Source organism: Streptomyces sp. NPDC033180 (assembly GCF_055577645.1).
In genome coordinates, this window is record NZ_JBVIPU010000001.1 from 1081828 (window position 1) to 1104925 (window position 23098).

Consider the following 23098-nt stretch of genomic DNA (forward strand, 5'->3'; position numbering starts at 1 on the left):
TCACACCACCTCGCCCTCGTGCAGCCGCGTCCGCAAGGCCCGTACCGCCGTATGCAGCCTGCTCTTGACCGTGCCCTCCGGAATGCCCAGTTCGTCCGCTATCGCCCGTACCGGCAGATCGGCGTAGAAGCGCAGGACGACGACCTGCCGCTGAATGCCGGGCAGTGCGTCCAGGCCCTGGGTCACGGCCATCGAGAGCGCCCGCGACTCCGCCCCGTCCTCGTCCGTCGCCTCCCGCCACAGCACGGCGAGCCGCTCCCCGAGCCGCTCCTGCCGTCGGCGTGCCCGATGCCAGTCCATGGCGAGGTTGGAGGCGACGACCGCCGCCCACGCGGCCACGTCACGAGGCGCCTCCCGCCCGTCCGCCGCACGTTCCAGGAGCTTGAGCCTGACCTGCTGGACGCCGTCGGGCAGATCGGCGTGCGGCACTCCGCCGAGCGCGAGCACCGCCCGCACCCGGTCCTCCTGGGCCGCGTCGAGCGGATCGGCCCTCTCCCGCCGGTCCCGTCGCGTTTTTCCGCGCAGCAAGACACCCTCCCGTCCCCACGTTTCCCCTAGGACGCCGGGAGCGCCCGAAACGTTCGGCCACGGGCCACAGGAATGTGACATCCCGAACTTCGGACAATGGATTGGACAAGGCGGCCGTGGACAGACGCATGATGGAACCGGCGCAGGCCAAAGCCTGTGCCCATGCACACACGGAGGATGTCCCTGTGAAGGTCGGAATCGTCGGAGCCACCGGTCAGGTCGGCACGGTCATGCGCAAGATCCTCGTCGAGCGGGACTTCCCGGTGGACGAGCTGCGCCTGTTCGCATCGGCCCGCTCGGCCGGCTCGAAGCTCGACGGCGTGACGGTCGAGGACGCCTCCACGGCCGACTACAGCGGCCTCGACATCGTCCTGTTCTCCGCGGGCGGCGCCACGTCGAAGGCCCTGGCCGAGAAGGTCGCAGCGCAGGGCCCTGTCGTGATCGACAACTCCTCGGCCTGGCGAATGGACCCCGAGGTCCCCCTCGTCGTCTCCGAGGTCAACCCGCACGCGATCGCGGACCGCCCCAAGGGCATCATCGCCAACCCGAACTGCACGACGATGGCCGCGATGCCGGTCCTCAAGCCGCTGCACGAGGAGGCCGGGCTCACCGCGCTCGTCGTCGCCACGTACCAGGCCGTGTCCGGCTCGGGTCTCGCCGGTGTCGACGAGCTGTTCGAGCAGGTCAAGAAGGTCGGCGACGACGCCCCGAAGCTCACGCACGACGGCTCGGCCACGGAGTTCCCGACGCCGGACAAGTACGTCGCGCCGATCGCGTACAACGTCCTGCCGCTCGCGGGCTCCATCGTCGACGACGGTCTGAACGAGACCGACGAGGAGCAGAAGCTCCGCAACGAATCGCGCAAGATCCTGGAGGTCCCGGACCTCAAGGTCTCCGGCACCTGCGTCCGCGTGCCGGTCTTCACCGGTCACTCCCTCCAGGTCAACGCCCGCTTCGCGCGTCCGCTGAGCGCCGAGCGCGCCGCCGAGATCCTCGCGTCGGCCGAGGGCGTCGTCCTCACGGACGTCCCGACCCCGCTGGTCGCGGCGGGCAAGGACGACTCCTTCGTGGGCCGCATCCGCAGGGACGAGACGGTGGAGAACGGCCTGGCCTTCTTCATCTCCGACGACAACCTCCGCAAGGGCGCCGCGCTGAACGCGGTGCAGATCGCGGAGCTGGTGGCGGCCGAGCTCAAGGGCTAGGTCCTACCTCGTCATCCGTACGCCGATGGGGGCGGGCGCCGATATTCATTCGGTGGCCGCCCCCTTCGCGTACCCGGTGGCCGCCCCCTTCGCGTACCCCACGACAAGCAGGGCAAGACCCGCGAGCCCGCCCCCGAGCCACAGGACGTCCGTGGTCCCGAAGCCGTCCGCGACCAGGCCGCCGGTCAGCGCGCCCAGGGCGATCGCCGCGTTGAACACCCCGGCGAAGAGCGCCGACGCCGCCTCGCGGGCGCGGGGCGCCGCGGCCAGGATCCAGTGCTGGGTGGAGACGGAGACCCCGCCGTAGGCCAGCCCCCAGGCGACGAGGAGCGCCACCGACGCGATCAGCGAGCCACCCGCCGGCCCGAGCAGCAGGACGACGGCGGCCAGAGCCGCGGAGATGGCGAGCAGCGCCCGGCGGGGGTCGCGGGCCGCGAGCGCGCCGCCCGCGAAGTTGCCGACGATGCCCGCCACCCCGTACGCGAGGAGCAGCCCGCTGATCAGCCCGGCTCCCAGGTCGGGCACCCGTTCCAGGACGGGGCGTACGTAGGTGTAGGCGGCGAAGTGCCCGGTCACCAGGAGCAGCACCACCAGGAGCCCCGCCCGCAGCCGCGCGTTCCGCAGCAGCCCGGGGAACGTGCCGAGCCGTACGGCCGACGACGCGGGCAGCGGCGGCAGCACCGCCGCGAGCAGCCCCGCGACCGCCAGCGCGAACGCGCCCATCACCGCGAACGCCCAGCGCCAGCCCGCGAGTTCACCGAGGAACGTACCGGCGGGGACGCCGAGCACAGACGCCACCGCGATCCCGCTGAAGATCACCGTGGTGGCCCGCCCCGCGGATTCCTCGCGCACGAGCCGTACGCCGAGCCCGGCCGCGATCGCCCAGACGCCCCCGATGCACACGCCCACAAGAACCCGTGCGGCGAGCAGCACCCCGAAAGTGGGCGCGAACGCGGAGAGGAGATTGGCGGCGGTGAGCAGGGCCATGAGCGCGACGAGCACCGTCCGCCGATCGGCACGCCGCACGGCGACCGGAAGCAGCAGGGCGGCGAGCGCCGCGATGACGCCGGGCAGCGTGACGGTCAGGCCCGCGGTCCCGTCGGACACGCCGAGCCCTGAGGAGAGGGAGGTGAGGAGGCCGACCGGCAGCATTTCCGTGGTGACGACGGAGAAAGTGGTGGCGGCGACGGTGAGGACGGACAGGGGCAGGAAGCGCCGCGGCTCCGTGAGCGCGGGGAGTGTGCCCAGGGTGGCTTTCGTGAGGTCGTTCATGGGGTCAAGCCTTCGTCGGACGCCCTGCCGGGAACAACGGCGAAGATCTCATCCTTGAATGAGCGAGGCTCATCGATGAGAGGCGGGGCGGTTGTGGTGGGCGGGCTCGAGATACGGGAGCTGGAGTGCTTCATCGCGCTCGCCGACGAGCTGCACTTCGGCCGTGCGGGCGAGCGGCTCTACGTGTCGCAGAGCCGCGTCAGCCAGCTGCTGCGCGACCTGGAGCGCCGGATCGGCACACGGCTCGTGGAGCGGTCGAGCCGGCGGGTGCGGCTGACTCCGGCGGGCGAGCGGTTCCTGGCCGAACTGCGCCCGGCGTACGAGACGTTGAGCGCCACGGTGGACGCGGCGCGGGAGGCGGCGCGAGGGGTCACGGGGCGGCTGCGGATCGGCTTTCAGGGGACGGCGGACGCGCGGCTGATGGGGGCGATCACCGACTTCCAGGAGGCGCATCCGGGCTGCGTGACGGAGATCGTCGAAGTGCCCTTCTCGGATCCCTTCGGGGCGGTGCGGCACGGGGACGTGGACACGGCGATCGTGCTGCTGCCCGTCGAGGAGCCCGACCTGGTGCTCGGCCCGCTCTTCTCCCGCCAACAGCAGACGGTCGCGGTGTCCGTACGGCATCCCTTCGCGGGCCGCGCCTCGCTGCACGCGGCCGACCTGGCGGGGACTCCGCTGATCTCCGCGACGGCGCCGGCCCCCGCGTACTGGCGCGCTGCGCAGGCCCCCTCCTCCGTCGCGGCGCCGGAGGTGCGCACCCTCCAGGAGGGCCTGACGCTGGTCGCGGCCGAGCGCGGGGCGATGCTGCTGTGCCGCCCCACGGCGGAGTACCACGGGCGGCGCGACGTCACGTTCGTGTCCGTGGAGGGGGTGCCGGATTCGGTGCTCGGGATGGTGTGGCGCCGGGACGGGGAGACAGAGCGGGTGCGGGCGTTCGCGCGGGCGGTGGGGGCCCCTGGCTAGGGTCGGCGGACCTCGAAGTGGAAGCAGCCGTACTCGACGGCCCTGACGTGCACGAGGGCGACTTCCGGGTCGGCGAAGGCTTCCGCGAAGGCGGCGTCGAAGCCTTCCGTCGCCGGGTCCGGGATCTCCATCAGGCGGCCCCCGATGATGCGGCCTTCGGCGTTGTAGCGGCGCAGGGTGCGCAGGGCTCCGGGGCGCGCGAAGGGGTAGCCCTCCTCCTGGGCGGGGCCCTCGCAGTCCTCCGCGTGGATGAAGACGGGTCCCCGCTCGTCGTAGGCGCCGGGGGTGGCACCGGTCTGGGCCGCCCAACGGCGCAGGGGGGCGTACGAGACGAGGGCTACGTTCTCGCCGGGGGCGATGGGGCGCAGGCAGCAGCGGAGGGGGTCGCCGCCTTCCGTGTCCACGTGGGGCAAGCAGGGGTTGCCGGCGTGGTCGGTGATGCGGAGTTGCTTGAGGCAAAAGACCGTTACCAACACCCCCGCATACGCCGATACCCCTCCCCCAACCCCGCCAGCTCCTCCCCCGTCAACACGTCCTCCACCCGCGCGAACCCCTCCGGCGCCCTCTCCGCGACAGTCCGAAGGACCTCGTCCACCGGCATCGCACGATTGGCCAGGGCCACGGCATTGGCGGGGCCCCACCGTTCCGCCTCGTAGGCCCGCAGACCGCCCACCCGGTCCACCCCGGCAAGGGCCACGCACCGCGCGAGCACCCGCGCGTCGAGCACCGCCTCCGAGCCGCCGCTCGACCCCACGGGGTACATCGGATGAGCCGCGTCGCCCAGCAGGGTCACGGGGCCGCGCCCCCACCACGGCAGCGGGTCCCGGTCCACCATCGGGTACTCCAGGATCCGCCCCGTCGACCCGGTCGCGGCGAGGAGCGCGGGCACATCCAGGTCTCCGATCCGCCACCCGGAGAAGTGCGGCAGGACATCGGAGAGGCGTCCCGAGCGGTTCCAGTCCACAGGGCCCGGCGACCCGTGGTGATGGACCGGAAAGCGCACCTCCGCCACCCAGTTGAGCAGCGCGCGCCCCCGCACCTCCGCCTCCCGCGAGATCGGGTAGACGACGAGCTTCGCGGCCGCGTTGCTGCCCGCGAACGCCATCGTCCGGCCGCCGAGCACCGGATCCCACTCGGTGACACCCCGCCACATCCGGATGCCGTTCCACAGCGGCGGCCCCTCCCCGGGGTGCAGCCGGGCCCGCACCGCCGAGTACAGGCCGTCGGCGCCGATCAGGGCCCGCACCGGCACCGCGAACTCCCGCCCGCGCCGCACATCCCGCAGGGTCACCCGCAGCGCCCCCGACCCCTCCGGCTCGGCGTACCGCACGAACGCCGTACCGGTCTGGACGGCGTTCTCTCCGAGGCGGTCGCGCACGGCGTCGAGGAGGATCAGCTGCAGGGCGCCGCGGTGCAAGGAGTACTGCGGCCAGTGGTGACCGCGGGCGAGTCCCAGCGGTTCGCCCCAGATGTGGTTGCCGTGCCGGTCGAAGTGGATCGTCTCGGCGGTCGGCACAGCCGTGGCGGCCAGCTCGGCGCCGAGGCCGAGCTCCGTCAACTCCCGGACCGCGTGCGGAAGAAGGTTGATGCCGACGCCGACGGGCCGCAGCGCGTCCACCGCGTCGATGACCCGTACCCCGATGCCCGCCGCATGCAGACTGAGCGCCGTGGTGAGCCCGCCGATGCCGGCTCCGGCGACGAGTACGTCGATCACGGGGCACACCTCGCGCCGGGCGATCCCTGTAGTCGATGTAGTCGATGTGATCGGGGTAACCGCGATAATCGCCGTAGTCGCGGTAATCGCAATGGCCGTCTGAGTCCCATGAACGCTCCCCCCGGGGCGTTGGTCGACGCGCGGATGGTAGCGGCACGGCAGCCCGCGAACAATGCCGCGCGGCGGCCCACCGACCATGCCCGGACACGTTCGCGTACCCACGTGGAAGGATGGCCGGAAACGCCACAAGTCGCACCTGACGTACCTGAGGAGATGACCGCGTGCCCGGCACCAATCTGACCCGCGAAGAGGCGCAGCAGCGGGCCAAGCTGCTCACCGTTGACTCGTACGAGATCGATCTCGACCTCTCCGGCGCGCAAGAGGGCGGCACCTACCGGTCGGTGACCACGGTGCGCTTCGACTCCGCCGAGGCGAACGCCGAGACCTTCATCGACCTGGTGGCCCCCGCGGTCCACGAGGTTGTCCTGAACGGCCACTCCCTGGACGTGGCCGCCGTCTTCCGTGACTCGCGCATCGCGCTGAGGCACCTGGAGGCGGGGCCGAACGAGCTGAAGGTGATCGCCGACTGCGACTACACCAACACGGGTGAGGGGCTGCACCGTTTCGTCGACCCGGTCGACGAACAGGCCTATCTCTACACGCAGTTCGAGGTCCCCGACGCGCGTCGTGTCTTCGCCTCCTTCGAGCAGCCCGACCTCAAGGCCACGTTCCAGTTCACCGTGAAGGCGCCGTCCGGCTGGACGGTCATCTCGAATTCGCCGACCCCCGAGCCCAGCGGTGACGTCTGGGTCTTCGAGCCCACGCCGCGCATGTCGACGTACATCACGGCGCTCATCGTCGGTCCGTATCACTCGGTCCACAGTTCGTACGAGGGTCCTGGCGGCCAGTCGGTTCCGCTCGGCATCTACTGCCGTCCCTCGCTGGCCGAGTTCCTCGACTCCGACGCGATCTTCGAGGTCACGCGGCAGGGCTTCGACTGGTTCCAGGAGAAGTTCGACTACGCGTACCCCTTCGCGAAGTACGACCAGCTCTTCGTGCCGGAGTTCAACGCGGGCGCGATGGAGAACGCGGGCGCGGTGACCATCCGCGACCAGTACGTGTTCCGTTCGAAGGTGACGGACGCGGCGTACGAGACGCGCGCGGAGACCATCCTCCACGAGCTGGCCCACATGTGGTTCGGCGACCTGGTGACGATGGAGTGGTGGAACGACCTCTGGCTGAACGAGTCGTTCGCCACGTACACGTCCATCGCCTGCCAGGCGTACGCGGAGAACTCGCGCTGGCCGCACTCCTGGACGACGTTCGCCAACTCCATGAAGACGTGGGCGTACCGCCAGGACCAGCTCCCCTCGACGCACCCGATCATGGCGGACATCCGCGACCTCGACGACGTCCTGGTCAACTTCGACGGCATCACGTACGCCAAGGGCGCGTCGGTGCTCAAGCAGCTGGTCGCGTACGTCGGCATGGACGAGTTCTTCCGGGGCGTGCAGGCGTACTTCAAGGCGCACGCGTTCGGCAACACGCGCCTGTCCGATCTGCTCGGCGCGCTGGAGGAGACCAGCGGGCGCGACCTCAGGACCTGGTCGAAGAAGTGGCTGGAGACGGCCGGCATCAACGTCCTGCGTCCGGTGGTGGACGTCGACACGTCCGGCAGGATCACGTCGTTCGCGGTGAAGCAGGAGGCGCCGGCGCTCCCCGCGGGCGCGAAGGGAGAACCGACGCTGCGCCCGCACCGGATCGCGATCGGCCTGTACGACCTGGACGAGCACTCCGGCAAGCTGCTGCGCACGGACCGCGTGGAGCTGGACGTGGACGGCGAACTGACGGCGGTGGACGCGCTGGTGGGCCGGGAGCGTCCGGCGGTGATCCTCCTGAACGACGACGACCTCTCGTATGCGAAGGTCCGCATGGACGCGGAGTCGCTCGCGTTCGTGACGGAGCACATCGGTGACTTCCAGGCGTCGCTGCCGCGGGCGCTGTCGTGGGCGTCGGCGTGGGACATGACGCGGGACGCGGAACTGCCGACGCGGGAGTACCTCTCCCTCGTCCTGTCCGGCATCGCCAAGGAGTCGGACATCGGGGTCGTCCAGTCCCTGCACCGGCAGGTGAAACTGGCCCTCGAACTGTACGCGGCGCCGTCCGGGCGCGATGAGGCGCTCACCCGCTGGACGGAGGCGACGCTCTCGCACCTGCGCTCGGCGGAGCCGGGCAGCGACCACCAGCTGGCGTGGGCGCGGGCGTTCGCCGCGACGGCGCGTACGGAGGAGCAGCTGACGCTGCTCGAGGAGTTGGTGTCGGGCAAGCAGGCCATCGAGGGTCTCGCGGTGGACACGGAGCTGCGCTGGGCCTTCGTGCACCGGCTCGCGGCGACGGGCCGTCTTGACGAGGCGGGCATCACGGCGGAGCTCGACCGTGACAAGACGGCCGCGGGCGAGCGGCACGCGGCCGCGGCGCGGGCGGCGCGGCCCACGCCGGAGGCGAAGGCGGAGGCGTGGGCCTCGGTCGTCGAGTCCGACAAGCTCCCGAACGCGATCCAGGAGTCCGTGATCGGCGGCTTCGTCCAGACGGACCAGCGCGAACTCCTCGCCCCGTACGCGGAGAAGTTCTTCGCGGCGGTCAAGGGGGCGTGGGATTCTCGCTCGCACGAGATGGCGCAGCAGATCGCGGTGGGCCTCTACCCCTCGCTCCAGGTGTCCCAGGCCACGCTGGACGCGACGGACGCCTGGCTGGCCTCCGCGTCCCCCTCGGCGGCCCTGCGCCGCCTGATCACGGAGTCCCGAGCCGGCGTGGAGAGGGCCCTGCGGGCACAGGCAGCGGACGCCTAACGCCGACCACCCCGCCCGGGGACACTCCGCCACTCCCCCGGCGGGGGCGGACCGCGCTACCGGCCCCCGTCCGTCCGCCACGTCCGACTTGCCCGCGCTCCGCGCGGATGTCTCCCACCCACCCACCCACCCGATCACCCCGGGGCAATCGGGTGGGTGCGCGGGAAAGGTGGGAGCCGGCCGTGGCTGTGGCGTGGCTCCCTACTCCGCCCCCGCCCCCCGCGCAGGGACCACGTCACGGAGCGCCGACAAGACCCTGCTGACCGCCGCACCCCCCGCCGCCCCGCGGCGAACCGCCGCCACCACGTGGCGGCGGGGGCGGTCGGCGGACAGGGTCCGCATCACCACCCCGTCACGGCGGACCGCCGCCATCCGCGGGACGAGGGCGACCCCCATCCCCGCCTCGACCATCGCCAGGATCGCCGTCCAGCCGGAGGCGGAGTGCGCCTGTTCCGGCGTGAATCCCGCCCCCTCGCACGCCGCCCGCGTGATCTCCGACCAGGGACCGCTCCCCCCGAAGATCCACGGCTCCCCGGCCAGATCCGCGAGCCGGAGCCCCTCCACCGACGCCAGCGGATGCTCCCCCGGCAGCGCCACGTCCAGCGGGTCCGCGACGAGCGACTCCCGGGTGAAGCGCGTGTCCGCGTCCGCCGCGGCCGGCGCCGTCACCGCCAGGGAGAGGGCCACGTCCACCTCCCCCGCGGCCAGCAGTTCGTACGCCTCCGCCGCCTCCACCTCACGTACCCGCACCGAGATCCCCGGCGCCGCCGCCCGCAGCTCCCGCACGGCGGGGACCACCAGCGCGGGCACCGCGGTCGAGAAGGCCCCCACCCGCACCTCCCCCGCCTCACCTTGCGCATAGGCCGCCAACTCCGCGTCCGCCAGCTCCAGTTGAGCGAAGACCGCCTCCGCGTGCCGCAGGACGAGGTGCGCCGCGTCCGTGAGGCGGACCCGCCGCCCGTGCGCCTCGAGCAGCGGCACCCCCAACTGCTTGGCGAGGTTGGACAGCTGCTGCGACACGGCCGACGGCGTCATCCGCAGCGCACGCGCCGTCGCCGTGACCGTGCCCCGCTCACTCAACGTACGCAGGATCTGCAGTTTCTTGATGTCCCACTCGCTCATGGAGTCAACGTACCGACTGGTCACGAGAGGTGATCCCACCGGACGCGCCCCCTACTTCCTGCGCGCCGCGCCCAGCACGACCCCACCGAGGATCAGCCCCATGCACATCACCTGCAGCCACCCCATCGCCTCGCCGAGCACCGCGAAGGAGAGCAGGGCGACGCAGACCGGCTGGAGGTAGTAGATGACCCCGGCGCGGGCGGCGCCGATGATCGAGATCGCCTTGTTCCAGGCGAAGAAGGCGATCGCGGATGAGACGACACCGACGTACAGGAGCGGGGAGACCGTGCCGACCGTCGGCTCGAAGCCGCCCTGGATCACATAGCTGGCCACGAACACCGGAAGCAGCATCAGCGCGCCGAGCGTGAACGTCGCGAAGAGGAACGGCAGTCCGCCGATCTCCGCCGGCTTGCGCTTGAGCAGCGCACTGTACGAGCCGAAGGAGACGGCCCCCGCGATGATCCACAGGTCACCCACTGCGAAGTCCATGGAGAGCGATCCGCCGGACACCAGGACCAGGACGCCCGCGCAGGCGATCAGCATGCCGGCCACCCGGCGCGCGCCGAGCTTCGCGCCGCCGAGGCGTTCGTACACCGCCATCAGGACCGGCGACGCCGCCATGATCATGCCCATGTTGCCGGCGGTGGTGGTGACGCCCGCCTGGTTGACCAGGGTGTTGTAGATGGTGACGCCGAGGAGCGAGGCGAGGAGCAGGAAGCGGATGTGCTCGCGGAGCAGGGCCCGCTGCCGCCAGGTCTGACGCGCCGCGAAGGGCGCCACGGCCGCGATCGCGATGACCCACCGCCAGAACGCGTGCTGAATGGGCGGCACGCTGTCGGCCAGGGCGCGCGAGGTGACGAAGCTGCCCGACCAGACGACCGTGGCGAGCGCCGCGAGGGCGAGACCGAGGCCGATGGGGCCCGCGGCCCGCTGCACCCCCTTGCTCACCGCCGTCGCCGCCGTCGCGTCCGTCGCCGTCGTCGCGGTCGCCTCGGCCGTCGCCGTCGTCGCGGTGCGGGTGGGGGTCGTCCGGTCCAGGACAGTCACTGATATCCCTTGTCTCTCTCCCGGTCCGCCCGGGAAAACACGAACCCCGCCGAGGTGGTAACCACCCGGCGGGGATCTCTTGGCTCGATCACTTGGTTGGTTGCGGGACTACCGTCGCACCCGCACACCCATCAGGTCCATCGAATCTTTTCGAGACATTATTGAAGCTAAACTGAATGGTTTTCCAGTGCGGCCCGCACCTCCCCCGCGTCCGCCTCCTCCGCCGCCCACGCCACATACCCGTCGGGCCGGACCAGGACGGTCGTGCGCCGGTCGCTCGCCCAGTGCGTCGCGACGGCCCGCCCCGCGGCGCACTCCACGCCCTGCGGAGCGACCAGCACGAACTCGCCCTCGCGCAGAGCCTCGTAGAGCCGGCCCTCCTTGAGCGCGATGTCCGGAGCGCGGTGGCCGGTCAGGCGGTGGGCCCCCTTGGGGGCGGGGTAGCTGTAGCCGATGCCGGTGATCCGGCCGATCGCCCTGTCGCGGACCGGGCGCACGGCGCCGATGAAGGACGCGAGCACGGCGCGGCCCGCCCGCGACCACGGGCGCTTGGCCATCGCGAGCCGCACGATCCCGCCGCTGCTGCGCAGGACCGACTTGCCGATGGGGTGCCGCTCGGACTGATAGGTGTCCAACAGGCCTTCCGACGCACGGCCGTTGACCGCGGCCACCAGCTTCCAGCTCAGGTTCACGGCATCCTGCAGTCCGGTGTTCATGCCCTGTGCGCCCGCCGGGGTGTGTACGTGCGCGGCATCGCCGGCCAGGAAGACCCGGCCGACCCGGTAGGCGGGCGCCTGGCGCTCGTCGCTGTGGAAGCGGGACATCCAGCGGGCGTCGTGCATGCCGTAGTCGCGGCCGAGCGCGAGGCGGGTGATCTCCTTGACCTCTTCGAGGTCGAGGGGCTCGCTGTCGGGGACGTTGTGCGCTCGGTTCCAGCCGATCACGCGGTAGTAACCGTCGGCGAAGGGCGCGATGAAGGCGAAGGCGTCACCGGCGGCGTTCACCGTGAGGACCGACGCGGGCTTCTCGGCGAGCTTGACGTCGGCGAGCACGAGCGAGCGGATGGCGGACTTACCGGGGAAGGGCAGGCCGATGGCCTTGCGGACCGGGCTGTGCAGTCCGTCCGCGCCGACGACGTACGCGGCCCGTCGCGTGCTCGACTCACCGCCCGGGCCCCTGACTTCGACGGTCACGCCGTCCGCGTCCTGGGTCAGCCCGGTGACCTCGCTCTCGTACCGGAAGTCGACACCGGCCGCGACCGCCCGCCGCTCCAGGACCCGCTCCACCTCGTACTGCGGCAGGACCAGGAGGTGGTTGTAGCGCGAGGGCAGCTTGTCGAGGCCCACTTCGAGGCGGCCGAAGAGGCGCAGGCGGTCGAGCGTCCGGCCCTTGGCCTCCAGCTCGTCGGCGAGGCCGCGGGCGTCGAGCTGTTCGAGGGTGCGGGCGTGCAGCACGAGGGCGCGCGAGAGGTTGCTGATCTCGTGCGGCCGCTTCTCGAGCAGGGTGACGGGGACGCCCGCGGCGGCCAGGTCCCCGGCGAGCAGAAGCCCGGTGGGGCCTGAGCCGACGACGATCACAGCGGGGTTCGTGGTGCCGGTCGTGTCCTGGGTCCCGTTCATGACGGCCTCCTCGGCTCCTTGCGCCAACAACTGTTGGTCAACGCTTGTTGGCTAACGTAGGACCGCCGCCATGGACTGTCAACACTTGTTGGCCTACGATTGTTGGCATGACTGAGAGCGCACCAGTTCCAGAGACCGGGACAGCCGCACCCCGCCGCTCCGACGCGACCCGCGGCGCGATCCTCGCGGCCGCCCGCGAGCGGTTCGCCGCAGACGGCTACGAGCGGGCCACCATCCGCGCCATCGCCAAGGACGCGCGGATCGATCCGTCGATGGTGATGCGCTATTACGGCAACAAGGAGGGCCTGTTCGCCGCGGCCTGCTCCATCGACCTGCGGCTGCCCGATCTCACCGCCGTGCCGCGCGAGGCCGTCGGGCGGGCCCTGGTGGCCCACTTCCTGGACGTCTGGGAGAAGGACGAGGTGCTGACGGCGATGCTCCGGGTCGGCATCACGAACACGGCGGGCGCCGAGCGCATGCAGGGCATCTTCAGGGACCAGCTGCTGCCGGTCGCGCGCCGCGTCTGCCCCGATCCCGCCGATGCCGCGACGCGGGCCGGGCTCTGCGCCTCGCAGATCCTCGGCATGGCGCTGACCCGCTACGTGCTGCGGTTCCCGCCCGCGGTCGCCCTGTCCGGCGAGGAGATGGCGGACTGGGTGGGGCCGACGGTGCAGCGGTATCTCACGGCCGAGCGGCCGTGACGTACGGAGGGGGCTCCCCGTCGGCGTACGCGTGCGCGTACCGACGAAGAGCCCCCCACGGAGAACTCAGGAAGGGAAGTGGCGTCAGCCCTGCTTCTCCTGCTTGCGGGACTTGTCACCGACCATGACGAGGCCCGCGATCACCAGGAACAGCACGATGGGCGCCACGACATAGAGGCCGAGCGTGTCGATCACACTCAGACCGGGACCCGGGTCGTCACCGTCGTCGCGCGTGAGCGCGAGCGCGGGGGACGACATGAGCAGCATCATCAGCGTCGTACCGGAAGCCAGGGCGCCGGCGCGCAGGGCGTTCTTCTTGTCCACGGTGCCAACGTAGCGAACTGTTAAACGGGCCGCGCGCCCGGGGGTGCCGTACGGGGCCCTTCGCGGGTACGGAACACGTCCATGAACGCGTGCAGGCGTGGTGACGCGGCCAGTTCCTCCAGGGTGACGGGGCGGCCGGCGGCGTCGGCGATCGGCAGCCGCCAGTTCGGGTACTGGTCCCAGGTGCCGGGGAGGTTCTGCGGGCGGCGGTCGCCGACCGCGTCCGGCAGCCATACGCCGATCATGCGGGCCGGGGTGGCGAGCAGGAAGCGGTGGACGGCGCGGATCTCCTCCTGCTCGTGTCCACCGCCGCCGGGCAGCATCCCGAGGCGGGAGAGCAGCGCGAGCCACTCCGACACGTCCGCCGCCGCGGCAGCCTGTTCGACGGCCGCAGGGCGCGTCAACAAGTCGAGCCTGTCGCGGAGTTGGACGTGCTCGCCGGTGATGCGGGCCGCGGTGGACGGCAGGTCGTGGGTGGTGGCGGTGGCCAGGCAGTCCGCTCGCCAGCTCTCGGGGGGCAGCGGCCGTCCCGTGCCGGCCCAGTCCCGCTCGAACCAGAGCACGGAGGTGCCGAGCACACCGCGGCGCTGCAGGGTCTCGCGGACGCCGGGCTCGACGGTGCCGAGGTCCTCGCCGATGACGAGGGCGCCCGCGCGGTGCGCCTCCAGGGCGAGGACGGCGAGCATCGCATCGGCGTCGTACTGGACATACGTTCCCTCGGTGGGTGCGCGGCCCTCCGGGACCCACCAGAGCCGGAAGAGCCCCATGACGTGGTCGATGCGGATCGCGCCCGCGTGCCGCAGCAGTGCGCGCAGGAGGGCGCGGTAGGGGGCGTATCCGGACTCGGCGAGGCGGTCCGGGCGCCAGGGCGGGAGGCCCCAGTCCTGGCCGCGCGCGTTGAACGCGTCGGGCGGGGCGCCGGTCGACATGCCCTCGGCGAAGTGCCGCCGCTGCGCCCACGCGTCGGCTCCGGCCGGGTGCACGCCGACCGCGAGGTCGTGCACGAGGCCGATGTCCATGCCCGCGTCCCGCGCGGCGCGCTGCGCGGCGGCGAGCTGGGCGTCGGTGAGCCAGGCGAGACGGCAGTGGAAGTCCACGCGGTCCATCAACTCGCGCCGGGCGCGCGCGGATTCGGGTGACGCGGGGTCGCGCAGGGGCGCCGGCCAGGTGTGCCAGTCGGGGCCGTGCCGCTCGGCGAGAGCGGACCACGTGGCGTGGTCCTCCAGGTCCTCGCCGTGCTCGGCGAGGAAGTCGTTGTAGGCGGCACGCCGTCCGGGGCCGAGCGGGACCTCGCGGACCAGCTCCAGGGCCCGGAGCTTGAGGGCCCAGACGGCGTCACGGTCGATCAACTGGCCCTGCTGGAGCACGGATTCACGGAGCGCGGCGGCCTGCCGTGTGAGGTCGGCGGCCAGTTCGCGGGCCTCGCCGTCCAGGTGGGCGTACTCGGGAATGTCCTCCACACGGAGGTGGACCGGGTCGGGGAAGCGGCGCGACGAAGGGCGGTACGGGGAGGGGTCGGACGGCCCGTCCGAAGGCTTCGGCACGGCCGCGTGCAAGGGGTTGACCTGCACGAACCCCGCACGCATGGACCGCCCGGACCACGCCGCGAGCTCGGCGAGGTCACCGAGGTCGCCCATGCCCCAGGAGCGGCGGGACAGGAGGGAGTAGAGCTGGACGAGCAGCCCGTACGTCTTCTCGCGCGGGGGCGGCAGGCGGTGCGGGGCGACGATGAGGTGGGCGGTGGCTGTGCGATCGTCCGGGGTCGTGGCCAGGAGCGTGTGCACCCCCAGTGGCAGGGCGGGCGCCACCCGCGGCTCTGCCCCTTCGCCGCTTCGCGGCGTCGCCTCCCACTCGCCCGCCGGATCACCCCGCGGTGCGTCAGCGAGGTCGGAGGGGTCCGCATCCGACAACGGCACATCCCACTGCACCCGCTCCCCCCGCTCCGTCTCCACGCACACGCGCGTGCCCGGCGGCAGCACAGCCCAGGGCGGAGGGGCCTCAGGGTCGCCGCCCTGCCACGCCACCACCGTCGGCGGCAGGAGGCGGGCGCTCAGCTCCGCCTCGCGGGCCGCGAGGGCACGCCGCACCGCCTCGGGGGTGCTCGCGTCCACGTCGAGGGCGGCCAGGGCCGCGATCACCGCGGCGTCGGTGGCCGGAACCGTGCGGTCCGGAGACGGGGAGTAAGAAGTCGCCACGCCATGCAGGGCGGCAAGGCGGGAAAGTCCGGTGGGGACAGCGGCCACGTCGGCGGGGCCGGTCGCTCCGGGTGGGGCCATCTAGACCCCCATGTAGTCCAGGTGCGACGCGGTGCCGATGGAGGTCGGCTCGCTGGTCAGCGGGGCGGCGTCGGCGAGCGGGGGCTCGCTGGTCAGGGGGGCGGCGTCGGCCAGCGGGGGCTCGCTGGTCAGGGGCGGCTCGAGGAAGCCGCAGGAGCAGGATCCGTCGAGTCCCGAGTCGGGGTCGGACACCTGTTTGGAGAGAGCGGAGAGGAGGAGGTTCGCGGAAGCGGGCACGTGGGCTCCATTGTCAGGGGGCAGGACGGGTCTTCGGCAGCAGCCCTACCCAGTACGCGGGATCGCAGACATATCCGTTGCATGAACGTGCGCGTGCTCACATTCGTTTCCCTGAGTGGGGGTTCGGACGCAAGATCTTCCTTCTCCCGTCGCCATCCGTGCCCTTCCCTGATCCGGGCAAGCATTGCAGCCCCTGTGGCGTTCGACGGCGGACTCGCCGTTCTCACACGGAAGAAAACCCCCACAACACCCACGCCCGTTGACACCCCCGCCACGCGAGTGGTGGGCTCAGTGACACCCTGAGACAACTGGCGCACCACACGTGATCACCAGCCGTGATCATCAGTACGAAGGACCACGAGGAGAGGGCCGTGCAACTGCGGCGCAGGAAGGGCGCGGCGGCCATCGCCGTCGCCGTCATGGCAGGCGCACTCAGCGGCGCCCCCGGCGCCGTCGCCGCCCCCGGCCTCCCAGGAAAGCCCGGCGCCCCCGCCACCTCCCCGGACGACGACCGGGAGAGCGACGGCGCCCTCCCCCCGGTCTGGCCACGCCCTCAGTCGATGACCACGGCCGGAGCCCCGGTCACCATCACCGACGAGGTCGTCCTGGCCACCGGCAAGGACCCCGATCCGTACGCCATGGACGCCCTGCGCGCCCTTCTCCGTGACGCGGGTGCTCGCAGGATCACGGAGGTCAAGGAGGGCGAGCGGCTTCCCGTGGGCGGCGGAAAGCTCGTCATCCGCGCCGAAGGCACCGGCGCCGAGCAGGCGCTGCGCACTCTCGGCGCCCGCGCCCGGGGCGACCTCCCGTCCGGCGGCTATCGCCTCGCGGTGGGCCGGATCGGCGGCCAGGACACCATCGCTCTCGCGGGCGCGGGCGATGACGGCGTCTTCCACGGCGTGCAGACCCTCCGCCAGTTGATCTCCAAGCCCACCAGTGGCACCGGAAGCACCCGGGGGACTGTCCCCGGCGTCCAGATCCGTGACTGGCCGGGCACCGCGGTCCGCGGCATGACCGAGGGCTTCTACGGCACCCCGTGGACCCGCGAACAGCGCCTGGACCAGCTGGACTTCATGGGCCGGACGAAACAGAACCGCTACCTCTACGCCCCCGGCGACGACCTCTACCGCCAGGCACGCTGGCGCGAGCCGTACCCCGCAGAGCAGCGCGCCGACTTCCGCGCCCTCGCCGAGCGGGCCAGGGCCAACCACGTGACGCTCGCCTGGGCCGTCGCCCCGGGCCAGGCCATGTGCATGTCGTCCGACAAGGACATCAAGGCCCTGAACCGCAAGATCGACGCGATGTGGGCTCTGGGCGTACGCGCGTTCCAGCTGCAGTTCCAGGACGTCAGCTACAGCGAGTGGCACTGCGACGCGGACGCCGACGCCTTCGGTTCGGGGCCCGAGGCCGCCGCGAAGGCGCAGTCGCGCGTCGCCAACGCCGTCTCCGCGCACCTGGCCGAGCGCCACCCCGGAGCGAAGCCGCTCTCGCTGATGCCCACGGAGTACTACCAGAACGGATCCACGGAGTACCGCGACGCCATCGCGGCCCGGCTCGACGAGGGCGTCGAGGTGGCGTGGACCGGCGTCGGCGTGGTCCCCAAGACCATCACCGGGCGTGAACTGGCGGGCGCCCGCACGGCGTTCGGCTCGCATCCGCTGGTGACGATGGACAACTACCCCGTCAACGACTTCGCGCAGGACCGTATCTTCCTCGGCCCCTACACCGGTCGCGAGCCCGCCGTGGCCACCGGCTCGGCGGCGCTGCTCGGCAACGCCATGGAGCAGCCGTCGGCCTCCCGCATCCCCCTCTTCACGGCCGCCGACTACGCCTGGAACCCCCGCGCCTACCGTCCGCACGAGTCCTGGCTCGCCGCGATCGACGACCTCTCGGGCGGTGACAAGAAGGTGCGGGGCGCCCTGCGGGCCCTCGCGGGCAATGACGCGTCGTCCGTGCTCGGCGCCGACGAATCGGCGTATCTGCGCCCGCTCATGGACGACTTCTGGCGCGCGCGTACGACCACTGACGCCGCCCGCATCGAGAAGTCCGCACAGGCCCTGCGGGACGCCTTCACCGTCATGAAGGAGGCCCCGCGGCGGCTCGCCGACAGCGACCTCGACACCGAAGTGCGCCCCTGGGTCGAGCAGTTGGCGCGCTACGGGGAAGCCGGCGAGACGGCGGTCGACATGCTGCGCGCGCAGTCCACCGGCGACGGCGCGGCCGCCTGGCGTGCCTCGCGCACCCTGACCGGACTCCAGAAGGACCTGAAGGCGGCCCGGGTGACCGTCGGCGAGGGCGTCCTCGCCCCGTTCCTGACGCGATCGCAGAAGGCGTACGGGACGTGGGTGGGGCTCGACAGCGAGCAGGCCTCGGACCGTGCGACGGTCCGTGTCCCCCGCGCCCGCCCCCTGACAGCGGTGACGGCGCTGACCGACCCCGGCACCAAGGGCAGCGTCGAGGCCCACGTCCCGGGCGAGGGCTGGCGCCGCATCGGGGCCCTGTCCGGCACCGGCTTCACCGAGGCCAAGCCGAAGCTCCTGCCCAAGGACGACACAGCCACCCGCGCCGACGCGGTCCGCGTCACGGTCACCGAGGGCACGGTCCGTCACGTCGTCCCCTGGTACGCCGACTCCCCCGCCGCCCGCTTCTCCCTGGCCCGCACCGAGGCCGACGCGGAGATCGGCGGCGGCCCGCAGCGGGTCACCGCGAAGCTGACGTCCCTGCGCCCCGGCGACGTACGGGGCAAGGTCACGGCGAAGGCGCCCAAGGGCATCGAGGTGCGCACCCCGGAGCAGTCGACACTGCCGCGCGGCACGCGGGTGGACGTCCCGGTCGACGTCACCGTCCCCGCGGGCACGCGCGCGGGGACGTACGAGATCCCGGTCACTTTCGACGGCCAGAGCCGCACGGTCTCGATCCGCGCCTACCCGCGCACCGGCGGCCCCGACCTGGCGCGCGGCGCGAAGGCCTCCTCGTCGGGCGACGAGACGAAGGACTTCCCGGCGTCCGGCGCGAACGACGGCGACCCCACGACCCGCTGGTCATCGCCGGTCGAGGACGGCGCCTGGTGGCAGATGGAGCTCGCGGAGCCGGTCAGGCTGGGCCAGGTCGTCCTGCGCTGGCAGGACGCGTACGCGGCGGGCTACCGCGTGCAGACCTCCGCGGACGGCAGGACCTGGCGCACGGCGGCCACCGTCAAGGACGGCAAGGGCGGCCGCGAGACGGTCCGCATGGACGCCCGCGACACCCGCTTCATCCGCGTCCAGGGCGACAAGCGGGCCACCCGCTTCGGCTACTCGCTCTGGTCGGTGGAGGCGTACGCCGTGGCCGCCGGGGACTGACGGCGGCCGACGGCCACGTACAGGCCCCTTACAGGCGGCCACGTACAACAGAGCCCGGATCGATTCCTAGGCGGAAATGCCATCGATCCGGGCCATCGCGTCGTCCGCGCCGAACGGCTGCAAGTACGGCAGCCAGCGCGGATCCCTGTGCCCGGTCCCGATGATGCGCCACGCGAGCCCCGAGGGCGGCGCGGGCTTGTGACGCAGGCGCCACCCCAGCTCCAGGAGATGACGGTCCGCCTTGGTGTGGTTGCAGCGGCGGCAGGACGCCACCACGTTCTCCCAGGCGTGCGGGCCGCCACGGCTCTTCGGAATGACGTGGTCGACGCTGGTTGCGACGCCACCGCAGTACATGCACCGACCGCCGTCGCGGGCGAAGAGCGCCCGCCTGGTCAGAGGAACGGGCCCCCTGTAAGGGACCCGGACGAACCGCTTGAGGCGGACCACGCTGGGTGCGGGGACAGTGCGCGTTGCGCTGTGCATGAAGGCGCCGGATTCCTCGAGGCAGAGAGCCTTGTTCTCCAGGACGAGGACGAGCGCGCGGCGGAGCGGTACGACGCCGAGTGGCTCGTACGACGCGTTGAGGACCAAGACATGCGGCACGGCGGATGCCTCCTTGTACGCCGGCGGCGCGTGGCTCGCGCCGGGACGATCTGTAGCCAGTCTCCCCTCATGCCTGGTCCAAGCGCCACCATGTGCTGGTAACGGGCTCGGAGTGTTTTCGACCACACATGTGCGACACCCTGTTCTTCCCCAGGTGAGCACCGTCTCTCCCTCGAACATGACAACGATCCACACACAATGCCCCGTTAGTGTGGTGTCTCTGCCCGGCGCATCTCCTGGGCAGGCCGCTATGCCTGGAGGTACCTGCCGTGTTCCTGTCCGTCCTGTCAGCAGCCGGAACGGACCCGGACGACAAGAAGACGCCGAAGTCCCCGACCCTCGAAGACGCCCAGGAGCGCGCGACGAACGCCGCGAGCTGGGTCGAGCAGAACTGGTCGGCGTGGCTGGGCATCGGGCTCCGCATCCTGCTGATCGTCGCCGTCGCCGTCGTCCTGCGCGTGGTCATCCGGCGTTCGATCACCAAGCTCATCGAGCGCATGAACCGCACGGCGCAGTCCGTGAACGGCACGGCGCTCGGCGGTCTGCTTGTGAACGTGGAGCGCCGCCGCCAGCGTTCGCAGGCCATCGGTTCGGTGCTGCGCTCGGTGGCGTCGTTCCTGATCCTCGGCACCGCCGCGCTCATGATTCTCGGCACATTCCAGATCAACCTCGCCCCGCTGCTCGCGTCGGCGGGTGTCGCGGGTGTGGCGATCGGTTTCGGCGCCCGCAACCTCGTCACGGACTTCCTCTCCGGCGTCTTCATGATCCTTGAGGACCAGTACGGCGTGGGCGACTCGATCGACGCGGGCGTGGCATCCGGCGAGGTGATCGAGGTGGGCCTGCGCGTGACGAAGCTGCGCGGCGACAACGGCGAGATCTGGTACGTCCGCAACGGCGAGGTCAAGCGCATCGGCAACCTCAGCCAGGGCTGGTCCACGGCGGGCGTCGACGTCACCGTCCGCCCGGACGAGGACCTGGAGAAGGTCCAGGCGACGCTGCTGGAGGTCGGCGAGTCCATGGCCAAGGACGAGCCGTGGAACGAGCGCCTGTGGGGCCCGGTCGAGGTACTCGGCCTGGACAGCGTGCTGCTCGAATCGATGGTCGTACGGGTCTCCGCGAAGACGATGCCGGGTAACGCGCTCGGCGTGGAGCGCGAGCTGCGCTGGCGCATCAAGCGGGCCTTCGACGAGGCCGGCATCCGCATCGTGGGCGGCCTCCCGCTCCAGGCGACGGAAGAGGCGACCGCCGACCCGTCGGCGGGCGTGGCGGCCCCCTCGGCGTACGCGTCCGCGACCTCGCCGCAGTCGCTCGCGGCCTCGCCGATCACGCCGCCGCCGAATCTCTCGAAGTAGCGGTCGGTACGTGGATGGGGGCGCCGGATGGTTCGGGGCGCCCCCATCCACGTATTCGGGTCGTGTCCACGTATGCAGGACGGCTGCGTATGCAGGTCACGGCTGTCGACGGCCTCCAGCTGTCAGCCGAACCAACTCACCTGAACCACCACGATCCGCTCGCCACGCACATCCGTCAGGTACGTGAGCATGAGCATGCCTCGGCTCTTGGCCGGGCGGCACCCCACCCTCTGACGGTCACTCCAGAAGAACTGGTCCGCCGTCGACGGGAGACCGAACACCCATCCACCTCCCCCATACGCCCCCTTCCTGGCCGCCCGGCCAAGCAAGAGTTCTCGCGGTGGAGGTGGGCCGGTCAAGGGTGGAGCGCAGCGGAATCGGCGTAGCCGACGCGACGCAGGAGCGCCCTTGACCGGACCGCCGGAAGCGCCACACTCCCGAGTGCCGGGCGGCCCCGGTGACCATCCACGCCCCCCGGCCCGTCCGAAGCCGCCGCCCCGGCACGGAACCCCCGCAGGACCACCCCAGCGGGGCGGCCGCAGGACCACCCCAGCCAGTGGCCCCGGCAGGATCACCCCAGCCACCGGACCCCCCGTACGCACCCCCTGCAGCACCCCCCAAGTAACGACTTGGTTGCCGCCAGGCTCTTCGCTATTGACGCCTCATTCACGCCAGCCTTACGGTCCTCACCAATTGGAAAGTTTCCTAACAGTCAGCGGACAAGCGAACAGTCGAAGGGCAGGCGTCTTCATGGCAGCAGCAGGCAGCACTCCGGGGTACCCGGGGGCCCCGGGTACCCCGGGCACGCCCAGCGTCCTGCGCGCCATGAACGACCGGGCGGTGCTCGACCTCCTCGTCGCGCACGGCCCCCTCACCCGCACCCGCATCGGTGAGCTGACCGGGCTCTCCAAGCCCACCACCTCGCAGCTCCTCGGGCGGCTCGAAGCGGCCGGTCTCGTGCACACCACCGGCAGCCTCAGCGGACGGCCGGGACCCAACGCCCTGCTGTACGAGATCGATCCCGGCGCCGGGCACGTCGCCGCACTGTCCGCCGACCCCACCGGGATCACCGCACTCGTCGCCGACATCACCGGCACCGTCCTCGGCCAGGCCCGCGTCGAGGCGGACGCCGTGGCCGAGGACGTACGGCACCGCACGGCACAACTGGTCACGGAGGCCGTCGACGAGGCGCTGCGCCAAGCGGGGCTCGGCCACGACGACCTGGGGGCCGCCGTCATCGGCACCCCCGGCGCCATCGACCCGCACACGGGTCAGCTGCGCTACGCCCCGCACCTGCCGGGCTGGCACTCGCGGACGCTGCGCGACGACCTCGCCGCCGTCCTCGGTACCCCCGTCGACATCGAGAACGACGTGAACCTCGCCGCCGTCGCCGAGCAGTACGAGGGCGCGGCCCAGGACAACGACAACTACGTGCTCACCTGGCTCGATGACGGCGTCGGTGCCGCCATCGTGCTCGGCGGCGCCCTGCTGCGCGGCGCCACCGGCGGCGCGGGCGAGATCGGCTACATGCCGCTGCCGGGCGCCCCGTTGGCGCACGGTGGCCCCGAGGCGACGCGCGGCCCGGACGGGGGCGGCGGCTTCCAGAGCCTGGTCTGCGCCCCGGTCGTACGGGAACTCGCGGGCGGCGCCGCCACTTTGGCGGACGCCTTCGCCGACGACTCCGTGCTCGACGAGATCGCTCGCCGCATCGCCACCGGCATCGCCGCGGTCGTCGCCGTCGTCGACCCCGAACTCGTCGTGCTCTCCGGCTCGGTGGCCCAGGCCGGCGGCGACAAGCTGCGTGTCCGGGTCGAGGAGGAGCTGACCGGGCTCGCGCTCCCCCGCCCCGATGTCCGTATCAGCGAACTCGACGGCGACCCGATCCTCACCGGCGCCCTGCGCTCGGCCCTCACACAGGCCCGCGACCAGGTCTTCGACACGGCCTGAA

18 protein-coding genes are annotated in these 23098 nt (G+C 71.9%); 7 read left to right on the forward strand and 11 right to left on the reverse strand.

Features of this window, described 5'->3' with window-relative positions; all coding sequences use genetic code 11:
* The gene (locus tag ACZ5WE_RS04895) at positions 1–528 is read right to left on the reverse strand and encodes an RNA polymerase sigma factor (RefSeq protein ID WP_467687456.1); all 528 of its coding nucleotides are present in this window, start codon (positions 526–528) and stop codon (positions 1–3) included.
* A 185-nt stretch (positions 529–713) separates the two neighbouring features.
* Here ACZ5WE_RS04895 and ACZ5WE_RS04900 point away from each other — a divergent pair, with 185 nt between their 5' ends.
* The gene (locus ACZ5WE_RS04900) at positions 714–1730 is read left to right on the forward strand and encodes an aspartate-semialdehyde dehydrogenase (protein ID WP_467687454.1); all 1017 of its coding nucleotides are present in this window, start codon (positions 714–716) and stop codon (positions 1728–1730) included.
* A 45-nt stretch (positions 1731–1775) separates the two neighbouring features.
* On the opposite strand, the gene ACZ5WE_RS04905 is transcribed toward ACZ5WE_RS04900, so the two are convergent.
* Positions 1776–3002: an MFS transporter gene (locus ACZ5WE_RS04905; protein ID WP_467687452.1), complete on the reverse strand. Its 1227-nt coding sequence runs from the start codon at positions 3000–3002 to the stop codon at positions 1776–1778.
* Between the two features lie 75 nt (positions 3003–3077).
* On the opposite strand from ACZ5WE_RS04905, the gene ACZ5WE_RS04910 reads away from it, so the two are divergent.
* Positions 3078–3965 carry a LysR family transcriptional regulator gene (locus ACZ5WE_RS04910; protein WP_467687450.1) on the forward strand — a complete coding sequence of 296 codons (888 nt, stop codon included), beginning with the start codon at positions 3078–3080 and terminating at the stop codon, positions 3963–3965.
* Here ACZ5WE_RS04910 and ACZ5WE_RS04915 read toward each other — a convergent pair.
* Positions 3962–4441: a DUF1203 domain-containing protein gene (locus ACZ5WE_RS04915; protein WP_467687448.1), complete on the reverse strand. Its 480-nt coding sequence runs from the start codon at positions 4439–4441 to the stop codon at positions 3962–3964. The genes ACZ5WE_RS04910 and ACZ5WE_RS04915 overlap by 4 nt on opposite strands.
* Positions 4432–5676 carry a flavin-dependent oxidoreductase gene (locus ACZ5WE_RS04920; protein WP_467687884.1) on the reverse strand — a complete coding sequence of 415 codons (1245 nt, stop codon included), beginning with the start codon at positions 5674–5676 and terminating at the stop codon, positions 4432–4434. The genes ACZ5WE_RS04915 and ACZ5WE_RS04920 overlap by 10 nt, the downstream gene beginning before the upstream one ends.
* Before the next feature lie 284 nt (positions 5677–5960).
* On the opposite strand from ACZ5WE_RS04920, the gene pepN reads away from it, so the two are divergent.
* A complete protein-coding gene (pepN, locus tag ACZ5WE_RS04925) occupies positions 5961–8528 on the forward strand; it encodes an aminopeptidase N (RefSeq protein ID WP_467687446.1) in 2568 nt (855 codons plus the stop codon).
* Between the two features lie 201 nt (positions 8529–8729).
* Here the strand turns inward: pepN and ACZ5WE_RS04930 are convergent, their stop codons facing one another.
* The 3 genes from ACZ5WE_RS04930 to ACZ5WE_RS04940 all read right to left on the reverse strand — a co-directional run bounded on the left by ACZ5WE_RS04930 (position 8730) and on the right by ACZ5WE_RS04940 (position 12316).
* Positions 8730–9650, reverse strand: coding sequence for a LysR family transcriptional regulator (locus tag ACZ5WE_RS04930; RefSeq protein WP_467687444.1), 921 nt, complete (start codon positions 9648–9650; stop codon positions 8730–8732).
* A 51-nt stretch (positions 9651–9701) separates the two neighbouring features.
* Entirely contained in the window at positions 9702–10697 is a 996-nt protein-coding gene (locus tag ACZ5WE_RS04935) for a DMT family transporter (RefSeq protein ID WP_467687442.1), read from the reverse strand.
* 167 nt (positions 10698–10864) lie between these two features.
* Positions 10865–12316 (reverse strand): FAD-dependent monooxygenase, encoded by a 1452-nt coding sequence (locus tag ACZ5WE_RS04940; protein WP_467687440.1) that lies wholly within the window; start codon positions 12314–12316, stop codon positions 10865–10867.
* A 107-nt stretch (positions 12317–12423) separates the two neighbouring features.
* Between ACZ5WE_RS04940 and ACZ5WE_RS04945 the strand changes: the two genes are divergently transcribed.
* Complete coding sequence (locus ACZ5WE_RS04945) at positions 12424–13017, forward strand: TetR/AcrR family transcriptional regulator (protein WP_467687438.1); 594 nt, start codon at positions 12424–12426, stop codon at positions 13015–13017.
* 84 nt (positions 13018–13101) lie between these two features.
* On the opposite strand, the gene ACZ5WE_RS04950 is transcribed toward ACZ5WE_RS04945, so the two are convergent.
* Genes ACZ5WE_RS04950 through ACZ5WE_RS04960 form a run of 3 tightly spaced genes read right to left on the reverse strand, consistent with a single transcriptional unit; the run spans position 13102 to position 15854 of the window.
* Complete coding sequence (locus ACZ5WE_RS04950) at positions 13102–13341, reverse strand: hypothetical protein (protein ID WP_160505069.1); 240 nt, start codon at positions 13339–13341, stop codon at positions 13102–13104.
* Between the two features lie 20 nt (positions 13342–13361).
* On the reverse strand, positions 13362–15617 hold the full coding sequence (gene malQ, locus ACZ5WE_RS04955; RefSeq protein ID WP_467687436.1) for a 4-alpha-glucanotransferase: 2256 nt from the start codon (positions 15615–15617) through the stop codon (positions 13362–13364).
* Positions 15618–15854, reverse strand: a complete 237-nt coding sequence (locus ACZ5WE_RS04960) for a hypothetical protein (RefSeq protein WP_367041953.1) — start codon at positions 15852–15854, stop codon at positions 15618–15620. It abuts the gene before it with no gap.
* 371 nt (positions 15855–16225) lie between these two features.
* On the opposite strand from ACZ5WE_RS04960, the gene ACZ5WE_RS04965 reads away from it, so the two are divergent.
* Positions 16226–19195 (forward strand): beta-N-acetylglucosaminidase domain-containing protein, encoded by a 2970-nt coding sequence (locus ACZ5WE_RS04965; protein ID WP_467687882.1) that lies wholly within the window; start codon positions 16226–16228, stop codon positions 19193–19195.
* Positions 19196–19261: 66 nt separating this feature from the next.
* On the opposite strand, the gene ACZ5WE_RS04970 is transcribed toward ACZ5WE_RS04965, so the two are convergent.
* Entirely contained in the window at positions 19262–19798 is a 537-nt protein-coding gene (locus tag ACZ5WE_RS04970; RefSeq protein WP_389907065.1) for an HNH endonuclease, read from the reverse strand.
* 269 nt (positions 19799–20067) lie between these two features.
* Between ACZ5WE_RS04970 and ACZ5WE_RS04975 the strand changes: the two genes are divergently transcribed.
* Both ACZ5WE_RS04975 and ACZ5WE_RS04980 read left to right on the forward strand, forming a co-directional pair.
* On the forward strand, positions 20068–21150 hold the full coding sequence (locus ACZ5WE_RS04975) for a mechanosensitive ion channel family protein (protein ID WP_467687434.1): 1083 nt from the start codon (positions 20068–20070) through the stop codon (positions 21148–21150).
* A 750-nt stretch (positions 21151–21900) separates the two neighbouring features.
* Positions 21901–23097, forward strand: a complete 1197-nt coding sequence (locus tag ACZ5WE_RS04980; RefSeq protein WP_467687432.1) for an ROK family transcriptional regulator — start codon at positions 21901–21903, stop codon at positions 23095–23097.
* The last annotated feature ends 1 nt before the right edge of the window (position 23098 follow it).